At 46.2% G+C, this 12,676-nt stretch carries 11 protein-coding genes and 2 pseudogenes; 4 read left to right on the top strand and 9 right to left on the bottom strand.

Annotated features, from left to right (window positions below):
• Positions 1-129 precede the first annotated feature (129 nt).
• Both B9T16_RS19440 and B9T16_RS19435 read left to right on the top strand, forming a co-directional pair.
• Positions 130-697, top strand: a pseudogene (locus tag B9T16_RS19440) (IS607 family transposase); the annotation flags it as partial.
• A complete protein-coding gene (locus B9T16_RS19435) occupies positions 636-1,550 on the top strand; it encodes a helix-turn-helix domain-containing protein (RefSeq protein ID WP_410245536.1) in 915 nt (304 codons plus the stop codon). The pseudogene B9T16_RS19440 and the gene B9T16_RS19435, both read left to right, overlap by 62 nt.
• 312 nt (positions 1,551-1,862) lie before the next feature.
• Here B9T16_RS19435 and B9T16_RS19430 read toward each other — a convergent pair whose 3' ends face one another.
• Together B9T16_RS19430 and B9T16_RS19425 are read right to left on the bottom strand one after the other, a co-directional pair.
• Positions 1,863-2,954, bottom strand: a complete 1,092-nt coding sequence (locus tag B9T16_RS19430) for an ArsA family ATPase (RefSeq protein ID WP_006618132.1) — start codon at positions 2,952-2,954, stop codon at positions 1,863-1,865.
• A gap of 174 nt (positions 2,955-3,128) precedes the next feature.
• The gene (locus B9T16_RS19425) at positions 3,129-3,326 is read right to left on the bottom strand and encodes a DUF2862 domain-containing protein (protein ID WP_006618131.1); all 198 of its coding nucleotides are present in this window, start codon (positions 3,324-3,326) and stop codon (positions 3,129-3,131) included.
• 129 nt (positions 3,327-3,455) lie between these two features.
• On the opposite strand from B9T16_RS19425, the gene B9T16_RS19420 reads away from it, so the two are divergent.
• Entirely contained in the window at positions 3,456-3,980 is a 525-nt protein-coding gene (locus B9T16_RS19420) for a phycobiliprotein lyase (protein ID WP_006618130.1), read from the top strand.
• Positions 3,981-4,133: 153 nt separating this feature from the next.
• On the opposite strand, the gene B9T16_RS19415 is transcribed toward B9T16_RS19420, so the two are convergent.
• The 6 genes from B9T16_RS19415 to lpxD all read right to left on the bottom strand — a co-directional run bounded on the left by B9T16_RS19415 (position 4,134) and on the right by lpxD (position 10,795).
• Positions 4,134-4,610 (bottom strand): hypothetical protein, encoded by a 477-nt coding sequence (locus tag B9T16_RS19415; protein ID WP_231852058.1) that lies wholly within the window; start codon positions 4,608-4,610, stop codon positions 4,134-4,136.
• A 4-nt stretch (positions 4,611-4,614) separates the two neighbouring features.
• Positions 4,615-6,900 (bottom strand): DUF3769 domain-containing protein, encoded by a 2,286-nt coding sequence (locus tag B9T16_RS19410; RefSeq protein ID WP_410245535.1) that lies wholly within the window; start codon positions 6,898-6,900, stop codon positions 4,615-4,617.
• Between the two features lie 238 nt (positions 6,901-7,138).
• The gene (locus B9T16_RS19405; protein WP_014277549.1) at positions 7,139-7,810 is read right to left on the bottom strand and encodes a DUF3318 domain-containing protein; all 672 of its coding nucleotides are present in this window, start codon (positions 7,808-7,810) and stop codon (positions 7,139-7,141) included.
• A 64-nt stretch (positions 7,811-7,874) separates the two neighbouring features.
• Positions 7,875-8,693 (bottom strand): radical SAM protein, encoded by an 819-nt coding sequence (locus B9T16_RS19400; protein ID WP_035737304.1) that lies wholly within the window; start codon positions 8,691-8,693, stop codon positions 7,875-7,877.
• Positions 8,694-8,765: 72 nt separating this feature from the next.
• Positions 8,766-9,170 carry an AbrB family transcriptional regulator gene (locus B9T16_RS19395; RefSeq protein ID WP_410245534.1) on the bottom strand — a complete coding sequence of 135 codons (405 nt, stop codon included), beginning with the start codon at positions 9,168-9,170 and terminating at the stop codon, positions 8,766-8,768.
• Between the two features lie 575 nt (positions 9,171-9,745).
• Positions 9,746-10,795 carry a UDP-3-O-(3-hydroxymyristoyl)glucosamine N-acyltransferase gene (gene lpxD / locus B9T16_RS19390; protein WP_006618124.1) on the bottom strand — a complete coding sequence of 350 codons (1,050 nt, stop codon included), beginning with the start codon at positions 10,793-10,795 and terminating at the stop codon, positions 9,746-9,748.
• Between the two features lie 269 nt (positions 10,796-11,064).
• Here lpxD and B9T16_RS19385 point away from each other — a divergent pair, with 269 nt between their 5' ends.
• Positions 11,065-11,355: a hypothetical protein gene (locus tag B9T16_RS19385; RefSeq protein WP_410245533.1), complete on the top strand. Its 291-nt coding sequence runs from the start codon at positions 11,065-11,067 to the stop codon at positions 11,353-11,355.
• A gap of 12 nt (positions 11,356-11,367) precedes the next feature.
• Here the strand turns inward: B9T16_RS19385 and B9T16_RS19380 are convergent.
• Positions 11,368-12,148: pseudogene (locus B9T16_RS19380) on the bottom strand (TrmH family RNA methyltransferase).
• Between the last annotated feature and the right edge of the window lie 528 nt (positions 12,149-12,676).

Here is a 12,676-nt window from a genome sequence, read left to right as displayed (position 1 = left end):
AGGAGCCGTATGAGGTGAAAGTCTCAAGTACGGTTTGGAATTGGAGTTGGGGAAGGTGACTTCCCTTTCGACCATAACGTTGAGGATAAACCTATTGCCAGATATGTCAAACCCAAGGAAGCGGCCTAAATCCTTGGAGTCCATGAAAGAACACTCCGCAGATGGGACGAAAATGGCTCAATCGAGACCATCAGAACCCCCGCTGGGCAACGACGATACAACGTTGAGTCATATTCTGATGCCATCAGGCAGTGACAAACGCAAAGTCGTTATCTATGCCCGAGTTAGTAGCCGCGCCCAGCAGTCCGACCTCAACCGACAGGTGGCCGCACTGTCCAACCTCTACCCCGAAGCAGAAGTCGTCTCCGAAATCGGAGGCGGGCTCAACTTCAAGGGAAAGAAAATGCTGGCCTGACTGGGACAAGTCTTGTCAGGAGATGTCCGCATGGTTGTCGTTGCCCACCCAGACCGATTGGCCAGATTTGGATGGGACTTGTTTCGATGGCTCTGTGAGCAAAACAGGTGCTCACTCATGGTTCTCAACGAGACAAGTCTCAGTCGAGAACCAGAAATGGTTGAGGACATTCTCGCCATCCTCCACTGCTTCAGTTCCCGATTATACGGACGGAGTCAATATAAAACTCAGGTCAAAGAAGATCCGGATTTACCCCAGCCTAGAGCTAAATCAAGTCTGGCGCAAATGGCTGGCTGCTTGTCGGTATTGCTACAACCAAGCAATTGCATTATCCCGGAGTGSTAAACGACTAAGCAAACTGAAATTACGCAACGAAGTGATGCAGAGCGACTTACCCGAATGGGTCAAAGAAACACCCGGCCACATTCGGCAAAATGCCATCTTTGATGCCGATCAGGCTTTGACCGCCAGTCCTGATGCAAGGTTTAGAAGTTGTCGTGACAGCTCTCAAGGGATYAAGTTCAATAATACTAATTTCTCTTCAGGGAGTTGGTATCCAAGACTCACGAAAGGATTAACTTTCATGGTTTCCGAAGCTATCCCTAAAACTTGCGGGCAAGGGACTCAGTTGGTGTTTACCAAAGGTCGATGGTTGGCGATTTTCCCTGAACCAGTTGCCGTTACCCCAACTGAAGCGAATGGCGTAATTGCATTAGACCCGGGCGTCCGAACTTTTATGACCGGGTTTGATGGTTCACGATTTCTGGAATTGGGCTCCGGAGATATAGGACGCATTACTCGGTTATGTCAACATTTGGATGATTTGATGAGCCGAATCGCCAAGGAACTTAATCGTTCACGGCGACGCCGGATGAGGCAAGCGGCTCAACGAATGAGAACTAAAATCCGGAATTTAGTGGATGAGGCCCACAAGCAAATTGCTCATTACTTGACTAATGACTACAGCATAATTTTTCTGCCCACCTTCGAGACTTCCAACATGGTTGCCAAAGCCAAGCGGAAAATCAAATCCAAGACTGCCCGAGCCATGCTGACATGGGCGCATTATCGATTCAAACTAACCCTGAGACATCAAGCCGAGATAACTCGAACCACAGTTGTAGATGTGACCTAAGAATACACCAGCAAAACCTGTACTCACTGTGGTCATGTGCATTCCCAGCTAGGTGGCTCAAAAGTGTTCTGATGTCCTGAGTGTGGGTTCACTCTACCCAGGGACTGGAACGGTGCTTTTGGAATCTTTCTAAAAGCTTTGCGGGATACCGCCTCTGTTACCTTAACGGGTAATAGTGCTATCGTCGCATTGTCAGGCAATAGCCGGATAAATGTCGCGTAAATGTATCAGTTCGGATGATTTGTGGTGCGTCAGGTCAGATTTTTCTGGTATTAATTATTAGAAATTTTTCTGACGCACCCTACCATGAGGTCAAAGAGAAACAATCAGATAGCCATTTTGAAATTTAGCCCCAGTTACAGGTTGACCAGTCAGGGAAGGAGGTAGCAAAATATTACGGCGTTGATCTCCAGCCTCAATAGTCAGTTCAGGACCATATTGGGTGAGTTTGATCTGTTTTTTATCAAATCCTGGTAAAAATAGGGTGACATGACGGCGCGCGACATCAATAGAGATGGAACGCGGGGCGCTGGTTGCCCCGCTAAAGTCCGGTAGGGCTTTGATTAAAGTTTCCCAGTTGGAAGCAGCTTCTGGAATGGCTGTAACCGTCAGGGGGGCGAAGCTGTCAGCCAAATAGCTGGTTTGTTGGCTCCGGTTGAGGAGAATACCACCCACAGTTAAGCCTACCTGTTGAGCGCTTCCCCATAGGTAACTAGCCGTAGCCTGCGCCACTTCATCTTCCGTAGTCACCAGATAAGCACTAACTCGGTTAGGGTCTGATACTGCGGATTTTCCCTGTTCCAGAACATTGCTCATTTCTTTAGTAGGTCCGGCGAAGGTATCCCCAGAGATATCAACACTTAACACCGTACTAGCAATGGGTTGCACAAATGGAGATAGTGCTTTTCCTAAGTCCGAGTCCAGAAATACCTGCCGAAATCTTCGGATGTACCAACTGAGAATTTCTGGCATTCCCAGCATCCTTAATGTTTCCTGGCTATTATTGCCATCATAGACGATCGCATCATAATCGCCACTATTGTCATATTCTCTCAGAGCATTGAGGGCTAGGGCGCTATCCATTCCTGGTAATACCCCCAACTCCTGACCGTAGACATTCTTAAAAAAAGGAGTGCGTAGGTATTGCGCCTCTATGGTCTTGACTTGTTCCCAACTGCTTTCTAGTAAAGCAGCGCACTGGAATTGTACTGCTTTGAGGTTGGTTTCTACAGGGGTGGGTAACGTAGTCAACTTCGTTCCCAGTAGCAGTCCTGGTGCTGGCCCGCTGTCCGAGGTAGCCAGTAAAACCCTTTTACCTTCGGCGGCGAGTCCCTTCGCCGCAGCGATCGCAATTGTACTTCTACCTGTACCACCCTTACCCAAAAATGTCAGAATCACAGCCATCAATGATTTCCTATATGGTTGGCGATCGCGCAGTCTAGGTTCACCTCACCCCCCCATGAGAGGCGATATATGCTACCTAAGCCTGACGCGATCGTTCAATAGATCAGTTATTTATCCTATCCCAGGAACCGCACCTGAGCTGCTGATCGCCGATAATCCATTGTCAAGCGCCCATTATTCTAGCTCATCTTCAAAAAACCAAGTCGATAGGCTATTGTCAAATTGGACGACAAAACCAATGCCACTGCCATCGACCATTTTAAAGCCTTTGACAGTTCCAAATGGATTTTGCTTGAGTTGATTAACGATATTTCCCGGTATGCGATCTCTGATGCGCCGGACCTTTACTCGTTGACCGATTTCGATTGCCACTTCCAGTGTTCTCCTTGGCTATTGAACCAATCCACAGTTTATCAGTTATCCGGTCTCCCTTTTTAGTAGTTGTGTTGAATAACCAAAGTGTTTAAGCTATTTGTTGGTTAATTACAATGCACGAAAATCATGGATATTGTCGAATTTTTTGAGTTGAGTGCGGGAAAGTGGTTTTCTCAGCGGACTGTACACAATTTGACTTCCGGTAACCTCGAGGCTGGTAAATCTAATTTGGTCATGGAAGCCCTTGCCCCTGATCATGCTATAGTTACAGACATCTGCTCCAGCCACGGGGTTGATGCCGGATTGGTAGCTAAGGGTTTACAGTTAACTTGGGAAGGCACTATAGAATCAAATCCTGATCAGCAACGAGGTTCAGCCGTTTTAGTTACAATATGCGATCGCTCAACTCCCCTACAAGGAAAACTTTTGCAGCAGCAACAAGCCCATGGCCAGAATCAATCCTTAATCGGTCGTTATCTCATGGGTAAGGATGATGTTTTGACCTTGTCGATCGAGTCTGATCAGTTTAAAGCCGAGGAGAGGATCTGGTATTTGATTCCTAATCTACGCCTGCGAACCAGTATTGTTAATTATAATAATGGATTGGCTTTGGCTTCTTTTTGCTCAGAAATTCGCATGGGTTTAACGTAAAAAATCACCCCCAATAACCGGTTTAATATTCCCGGGGTAATCAGCCCCTACATCATAATTGACAATTGACAATTGATAATTGATAGTTACCCCAGCTAAATTGCTCCCCCTCGTAGAGACAAGCCACCCCTTGTCTCTGCTTTTACATATAGTCTATTGACTATTTTCCACAATGGCTTGCAATTTGGCACAAAAGTCTGAGTAGTGAAGCGGCAAAGTCGGGGTTTTCTCGCTAATTGGCAGAGATTCAATAACTGCTTCTTCATGGTCTAGGATTTCATGGTCTAGGATTTCATTCTCAGGCTTTTGTTGATTGGTTTCTGGTGTGTTATTGTGGACAATTTTATAATCTTCAAAAGCATGAGGTAACTTATTACAAATTAACCGCTCAAACTCCGAGTTAAAGTGATAAATGGGCTGATTGCGACGTTTCCACATTTCTAGTATTTGCTGAACAGAAATAGATTTATAACGCCCCAAATAGAGGGCTTCAATCACAGCAAGATGCAGCCAATTCACATCATATATTTCCGACCACTTGCTAATAATTTGATTTGCGGAATTTCCATCTAGGTCAAAACTGTAATGATTAAGCAGGACTTGGGCTTGTTCTGCGGGTGATAGGCTCATAGGGCTAATCATCAAAAGGGGGTGAGTCCCCAGTCCAGTTAAAATCACTAATCCTAAGACTGAAACTTCCCAGTCTTTGGACAGGATTAATTCTGAGGATGACACCATAGGTGCGCCGACTGTATTCTAAAGTAAATTCATTATTTAACGCTAAACCGCTATCTAAATTAATGGCTGATTCTACACCACCCCTTAACCCCCCATAAATTTGCTGAACTAATCCCAAAGTCAGGATTCTTTGGTCTACCATGCGATCGAATAAAAACGGAGATGCACCATCGATCGCCACTTGAGTATAGAATAAACTGAAACCCGTATAGTCCAGATAACTGCGGGAAAAATGCCCTAGCTGTCCTTGGATGCCCACACTACTACTAAGATAGAATTGGGATTCATCCTCAGAATACAAACTAGCTGAACCTCTAGCAATTCCCACCAGACGCACAAACGGGATAACAGGTCTGGGAGTGTATCTCAGTCCCTCCGAAGCCGTAGCAGGGAGAGCGGAACCATTCCATAGGGGAATTGGATAGATCAGAGTCCCAACCGTTTGAAAGCGTTGGCGGTTGATGCGATCATTTTCGCGTTCCGCCTCCAGAAGGTCAAAGCGATCGGTATTCGCTTCTATGGCTTGGTAGCCTGTTTGAAAATTAACATATCCTCCTGATGGTCCGATCAAGATATTAGGTACCGTCAGAACCGCCCCAAAACTACGGTGTACGGTTTGTGACCCCAGAGTTCCGTTAAATATCCGTTCCCGATAGCTATATTCCCCCGTGAGCGTGTAATCTTCTAATGATTGGCGAACCCTTAATCTCGCCCGATAGGCGTTTTCCCCTAGGTCTGGGAAGTCTTCAAAGTTACTAATTTTTAACTGTCCCTCTATAGAAGTAGTCGGGGTAATGCGACCAGATAAACGGGTGTTTAAGCCATAAAATCGAGGGTCAAGTGGCGATAAACCTTCCGAAATAGCCCGCTGTACTAACACCTGGGGAGCCACTTTTAATTCTAACGGTCCTAATTCAATCGGCGTTAGGTTCCACTGGACAAAATAACCATCGAGGTCTCTTAGGTCATAGCCAAATTCTAGGGGACTCGGTTCCCTTTGGCGACGGTCAATAATAGTGCGATCGCGAAATAGCGGTATCGAGAAGCGTTGGTCGAACACTAAACGCGATCGACTCGTCAGCAATTCATCTTGTAGGGGAGAGATCCGCCTTAATTGAGCATTATCCGCCCTCAGTTCCAATTCGGGAGGCGAAAAAGGGTCATTAGTAATGCGGATATTAGTAGCCTCCCATTCTCCGTTAGGTTGAATATCGATCCGTTCAGCTTCAAACCTTAAACGATTTACAGTCCCCCCAACTTGTGGGAAACCAGCACCAGTTACCTGGATTTGAGTCTCTCCGGTAGTGGTAACTTCCGTCACCGGTTGCGCTTCCGTCAGGGTATCTGACAGAGACCCCGAAAAAATCGGCGCAGGGGTCAGGTTGGTTGGTTGTTCTATGTCAAAGTCAGAAGCAGTCGATTGGGTCACAACCACCCCTCTCGCTTCGTAGATAACTCCCGTACTACGCACAAAGTTATATTCCATCTGGCTCCCCTGAACCAGTTGTTCCCCCCTTTGTAGGGCGACATTTCCCCTGGCGGCGGTTTGACGGGTGTTCAGGTTGACTTGGGCTTGCTCCGCTTCGATTAGGGTTTCTCTAAATCTGATTCTGACATTCCCTCTAGCCGTGATGATTTGTCGCTGTTGGTCAAATTCCTGTTCGGCGGCTGTGACTTCCACTAAGTCTGTCGGCGGAATTACTGGTATAGGAATGTTATCTGACCGGGTAGGTTCTGTTTGGGCTAGGTATAGGGGACGATGGCGATCGAAAGGTGTAAATTGTTCGCTGCTATTAATCCCGTAACTCCATGAAGATGCGATCGCATTTTGGGAAAATTCTTCACCAAGAAACCCCCTTTCTATGGGAGTTGTGGGTGAATACTCAAAAATATCCCTAGAAACCTCGTTTCTGGGAATTAGATACAATTGCGTTTTCCCGTAAATATCTGACCAGTTACGGGTCATCGGCTCACCCAGAAGCGCTGCTGATGATTCCCGGTGAATTTCCGAGCTTCGGCTTGATGGTAGAACGTAGGAGATTGTTTGATTATGCTGTATATATCCGTTTGAACCAGACTCCGATTGATTCCAACTCTGATATGACGGGGGTTGATTCGGGCTAGGGTTAACAAGGGTTTCGATAATCGCTGGTGGTTCAGGAGGTGGGACCGGATAGGGCATAGTTTACTGAAAAACTCGGTTCTAACATATTCGCATCATATCAAGTCCGCTTCACGCAGTATATCTACTTATCCCAGCCGGATCTCTTGCGTCACCCCAAACGGCGGGCCCGTCAATCTTCTCGCCCCCAGATAGTCGCCGCCGTGGAACCCACAGAGCCAAGACAGAGGGCGGGCCCGTCAATCTTCTCGCCCCCAGATAGGCTGAACATTGGAACCCACCCCTACATGATTATCCATTATCCGTAAATGCTCTCGGAACTGGAGGATGAGGAATCTGGGCTACTACCTTTCACCCTGGCTTTAGCTTTAGCCGCACTGCGCTTGAGAGCCTGTAAACGTGCTTCGTAACGGGCTCTTTGTCGCTTTTTGGGTGTTTGTTCAATTAACGTCTTTAAGGCACTACCAAGGCTCTTGTAGGCGTTGGGGAGTGTATAGCCAAAACGAGATGCGATCGCGATCGCCTTTTCATCAGCTTCGATCGCTTCCACCAGGGTTCGCTCCCCATTATTTTTCTGATACAACCGATAGCCAGAAACTCCACACAGAGCCAGAGCCAGTAATAACAGCAGTCCATCCTGTACCCACAGTTCTCCCACCGCACCCCCTAAACCAATAGCTAGGGCTGCCATTTCCCAGCCATCTCTGGGGATAGTATCATTTTGAATGCGGGCGACTTCGTGCCAAAATAACAGGTTGCGCTGGTCTAGGGCTAGTTGTTCCCAGCGAACTAAATCAATTTGAATCTCTACTTGATCTTTGCCAATTTCTTCTGAGCGAATCAATAGTGGGTTAACCTCAATGGTTTTCTCCACAGTTACCCAACTCTGCAATTCAGGGGGTAGCAAACTTTTCAGTCGCCGGAGTTCGCTCATTTCAGATCTGGCGGTCGAGGTTGCGTATGATGTCATAGTTCCGGCTGTATGCAGTTTATATCTATTCTGACACACCCGCCAATTAGCGACAATTATCCAGTTAAACTGTGGCAGGAATTGGCGCGGTTCTTACCATAATACCCGTTTTTTGCTGAATTTCTTGGGCGAACTCGTGCAGAATTTCGGGATCTACGCAGCGCAGCGATCGCACTTGATAAGGACGATTGGCCCTTGATGTATGGTTTTCACGACCATCGAATTGTCGTTGTACTGGTTTAGGACGCTTAGGGGTGTTTAATTGGATTTCCCTAGGTGCAACAGCAGCCATTAAACTAATATACTCTCTCCTGGTGGACTCGTCCCAAGGACAAAGCAGCATCGTTTGAATCCCTATTTCCCCCTGATAGTCCTGGCGAAACTCCAAAAGTCCTGCCATGATCTCGTTGAAGTCTATACCGGGGACAGGTCGGTTCACCCGTCTTAGTTGGTCTGATGATACCCCATCTAGTTTGATAGATACCTTATCTGCGATCGCCAAATCCGATCGCACCTGGGGGTCATTTAACGTAGTACCATTAGTCAGAACTAGAGTAGGGCGATCGCTCAACCTCTTAATTCCCGTTAAAATTTCTCCCAAATTCGCCGCCAATGTCGGTTCACCACTACCACTGAGGGTAATCACATCTACCGACCTGGGGGCAAAATTTTCTAGGCTGGTCAAAATCTCCGCTGTAGGTACATAAACTTGGCGATCGCTCGTTTTCTGTTCAATTTCCCCAAGCTGACAGTAAACGCAGTTAAATGAACAGGTCGAAACCACCCCAATTGGGTCAATTCCTAGCGATCGTCCATAACGCCAGGAAGACACCGGACCATAAACCGGGGTGAATGGGTTTAATGCAATTGTCGAATCGCTCATCATCATATATTTATCCCCAAACGGGTATCAATAAGAGTCCCACTAACTATCAGGTGGGATCTCTCATTATTACTATTCTTCCTCTAATTCAGCAAAATTAACCACTTTACCGTTTTCTTCCACCTGAATCAGATGAATGTGTTTATATCCTAGTTTAATATCAAACTGATCACCCGATTGCAATCCCATTTCCTTAGTATAAGTCGAGCCGATCACAATTTGACCATTTTTGTGAACACTGACCGTATAGGTAGCATCCCGACCCCTACCGTACTTGGGAGTCTCCGAATTAAAGGGAATCCCCCTCGCTTTCAGTAAAGCATCGTAAAAATCAGTCAGATTCACCCTGACTTGACCATCTTTTATCGTGTAATAACCGCACAGTCTGGCGGTTTCTCGCCGGGTAGTATCAGAAAGTTCTTTGACTTTTTGAAGCAAATCCTTTCCTACTAACGGAGTTGTTGCTGCTTGTGACATTGCGAAAATACCTTTTCTAACTGGGAAGTATTAATAAACTTACTCTGTAGCATTCCTTAATTATCTATGAACCAGTAAACCTTCTCAAGTTGAGTCAACCATTTCCTTAGTCAGGTAATGGTAACATGATCGGGATTTTTTAGTGATTCAGAGTTAAGTAAGGATCGCTGATGCAGTTTTTGACCGCATCAAAAACCATAATATCCTTAAAACAATCATTTTGACAAATACAGTTTGAGTATCGGTATCTAGTATCCTCTTTCGATATATACAATCCAATATAAATCATTTTTGATATGTAAATCATCAAATTTGGGCTATTTAAGATAAATTCCAGCTATAGCCACAGTTAGACAATTTTCTGTAATTATGGTCTAATCCAAGTTCTAAAAAAGCCTGTTACACTTATCCAAGTTCTAAAAAAGCCTGTTACACTTATCCAAGTTCTAAAAAAGCCTGTTACAAATTAGCATATCCGCGCCAGGCAGATGAGGGAGGGGAAACAGTATAGCAGCCCGATCAAACTATACTGAACTTCCTACCCGGAGAGTAAATAGGTGATAATACTCTCTATGTTATTGATGCAAGCCGAGGTGACGCTGAATGTGTTTCAGGGTTTGATAAATTTCGGGGAGTCGTTTACGAATGGCGGAATTTTTCAGATAAAGTTTATTGTCAATGGCTGGGGAGTCTGAAACCACAGCGCCTGGTTTAACATCACTGTGAATACCAGCTTGGGCGGTGGCGATCGCACCTTTACCAATTTTAGCTTGATTAGCAATTCCCACCTGACCAGCGAGAATCACCCGATCGCCAACAGTGACACCACCTGCTAACCCCACCTGGGCGGCGAAAGCACAGCCACAACCAATTTTACAGCCATGACCAATATGGACTAAATTATCTAATTTGGTCTGGCTACCGATGCGAGTTTCTCCCACCGCTGGACGATCTATGGTGCTGTTACACCCGACACTCACCCCATCTTCAAGTACCGTAATTCCTGATTGTTGCATCTGTAACCAACCTTCTGGGGTAGGGACAAAGCCAAAGCCTTCAGCGCCAATGACTGCGCCACTATGAATAGTGCAATCTGCCCCAATCTCAGTACGTTCGTGGATGGTACAGTTAGCATGGAGTATTGTGCGATCGCCAATTTTCACTTGAGGATAAATCACCACATTGGGATGAATACAGACATCATCGCCAATTTTTGCCCCAGACCGAATCACTACATGGGGACCAATATGCACCCGGGAACCCAGTTTAACATCAGGTGCAATGGTTGCTGTGGGGTGAATTTCCGGCCGAGGATGATAGGGTTGATAAAATAAGGCGATCGCCCTCGCAAATAGCAACCGTGGGGATTCTGTGGACATCCAAGCTAGTCCTTGTGCGATCGCTTGGGCTTGTAAAGCCTCATCAACAGGCAAAATTACCGCATCAGCTTGGGTAGTAGCCAAATAAGCAGCAAACTTTTGTCCTTCGATATAACTGAGAGTACCAGCCTGAGCCTCATCAATGGCTGCTACACCATGAATAACCGGATCTATGCGATCGCGATCTTCGAGACTGTGGCTAACTACTCCATCTTTTAATTGCTGTAGGACATCACTAAATTTCATAGCTCATCAAAGTTATAGTCACCTTTAGAGAATAGCCAATCTGTGTGCGTCACAGGACATTCCGGGGCTGGTTTTCCCGAAAGCTAACCGACTTCAACCGACCTGACAGGGAAAACCGATAGCTTTTGGGTTGTTGTTGATGTCATGACGCTAGGTTATCGCCATGAGTCAGTTTTGCGGTATAGTATGGGGATGCTGTGCGATTGCAGCTTTTTGAATGGCAGGGGTAGGCTGCTAAAACCTATCTCTACCCCTAATAGGAGTTGATCATGACGGATAAACACCAGCGCGATATGCGTCGTCATGCTGCCGAAGAGTTCGTTAAATCCTTTCAACAGGAGTTACTTGAGGCATTCCAACAAGAAAATGAGTCATCGGAGGAAGCCCCCTCTCTGGATCATTCCCCCGTGGAACCCCGGAGAGATAATTACCCTTCGAGTCCTATTAGTCTGTCAGAACTTGAGGAGGCTATTTCGGACATTGAGCAGTTTTTGGAAAGCCAACGGGAACACCCCTCTAGTTCAGAGACTCTCCGGGAAACAAAATCAGAGCAAGATTAACTGGAAGGCGGGTTAAGTGTACAGTCGTTGACGCTGCGCCTCATATAATATCAACGCTGCACAAATAGCCACATTCAGAGATTCAACATTCCCCAACAGAGGGACCCTAATATGATAGTCCGCTAGGCTGGTTAAATCTGGGGATAAGCCAGAACCCTCATTTCCTAAGACGATCGCTGTCGGTTGGCGCAAGTCAATTTCCCAGTAACTTAGGGAAGCGTCCGCGCGGGTAGCCACAATTTGTATACCCTGTTTCTGAATATCACTTAGTTGGGTGATTAGGTCTGAATGCACCGCTATGGGAACCTCAAACCAAGCACCAGCAGAAGCACGGAGGACTTTGGGATGGGTTGGATCAACGCTATCACTACTTAACCATAATCCCTCAACTCCCGCCGCTGTGGCTGTACGGATCATTGTTCCTAGGTTGCCAGGATCTTGCACCGTTTCTAGGACTAGCCCTAAACTGGTGATGGGAACTGGGGTTTGGTCTCGGCGGCGGGCGATCGCTACTACTCCATCAGGGTTAACTGTGGTCGTCATAGCCGCTATCAGGCGATCGCTTACCTGTTCAGTGCGATCGGCCCTTTTTACCGCCAATTCCCACAGGTCTCGGTGACGTTCCTCCCATTGGGGAGTACAGCAAACCGCCATGATATCCCAATTCACAGCACAAGCTGCTTCTACTAGGTGGGTTCCTTCTAAGATAAATAGTCCCTCCTCTCGTCTTCCTNTTCGCTGTATGTAACTGCCGAATCTGCTTAACTAAGGGGTTTTGTGGGCTGGTTAGCATTTAATTTTATGTGGGGGCGCAAATTTGATTTTGCCATCCTAACCTCACTCAGTCAACTAACCTATTTACCTAATGATCAGGCTTTGTTAATTTTTGTTGCAAAAAATTAATAAATGTTAAAATTTTTCCGTTTTGGGGGATGTGGGTAGCTTTTTTTATTGACTTGGGTTATATTAATAATATAATTGGAATATTTGCCCAAAAAATATTTTTTATCCCAAACAATTATAATTTTTATGTCAAGATAATAGCAGGAAATCGCTGCCTCTGTCAACCCCTGTCGAGGAATATGGGCTGCTGTTTTGAAAAAAGATGATAATCGGGGCTTGGTTATCGGGGCTTGGTTATCGGGGCTTGGTTAAGGTGTTCCCTGGTGAATATGCGATCGCTCATTGCTATATCAAAACCTCATATTCCTAGCCTGTGCTTGCGCCTCCTGTACTTGTCGTTTCTGTTCCTCTGTAGCTAGGTTTTGCTGTTCGTCTAGCTGGTTTTGTTGGTTGAGGAAGTTCTGGAAGTTCTGCTGCT

The sequence above is a fragment of the Arthrospira sp. PCC 8006 genome, assembly GCF_046480465.1.
GTDB classification, from domain to species: Bacteria; Cyanobacteriota; Cyanobacteriia; order Cyanobacteriales; family Microcoleaceae; genus Limnospira; species Limnospira platensis.
The sequence above is the reverse complement of the archived record's forward strand: the minus strand, read 5'-3'. Positions and strand labels throughout refer to the sequence as shown.

What these genes read in the sequence shown, in the direction of transcription:
- B9T16_RS19430 (WP_006618132.1), bottom strand. Translation starts at nt 2,954, where the DNA reads ATGGCTGTGATTCTGACATTTTTGGGTAAGGGTGGTACAGGTAGAAGT.
- B9T16_RS19420 (WP_006618130.1), top strand. Translation starts at nt 3,456, where the DNA reads ATGGATATTGTCGAATTTTTTGAGTTGAGTGCGGGAAAGTGGTTTTCT.
- B9T16_RS19415 (WP_231852058.1), bottom strand. Translation starts at nt 4,610, where the DNA reads ATGAGCCTATCACCCGCAGAACAAGCCCAAGTCCTGCTTAATCATTAC.
- B9T16_RS19410 (WP_410245535.1), bottom strand. Translation starts at nt 6,900, where the DNA reads ATGCCCTATCCGGTCCCACCTCCTGAACCACCAGCGATTATCGAAACC.
- B9T16_RS19405 (WP_014277549.1), bottom strand. Translation starts at nt 7,810, where the DNA reads ATGACATCATACGCAACCTCGACCGCCAGATCTGAAATGAGCGAACTC.
- B9T16_RS19400 (WP_035737304.1), bottom strand. Translation starts at nt 8,693, where the DNA reads ATGAGCGATTCGACAATTGCATTAAACCCATTCACCCCGGTTTATGGT.
- B9T16_RS19395 (WP_410245534.1), bottom strand. Translation starts at nt 9,170, where the DNA reads ATGTCACAAGCAGCAACAACTCCGTTAGTAGGAAAGGATTTGCTTCAA.
- lpxD (WP_006618124.1), bottom strand. Translation starts at nt 10,795, where the DNA reads ATGAAATTTAGTGATGTCCTACAGCAATTAAAAGATGGAGTAGTTAGC.
- B9T16_RS19385 (WP_410245533.1), top strand. Translation starts at nt 11,065, where the DNA reads ATGACGGATAAACACCAGCGCGATATGCGTCGTCATGCTGCCGAAGAG.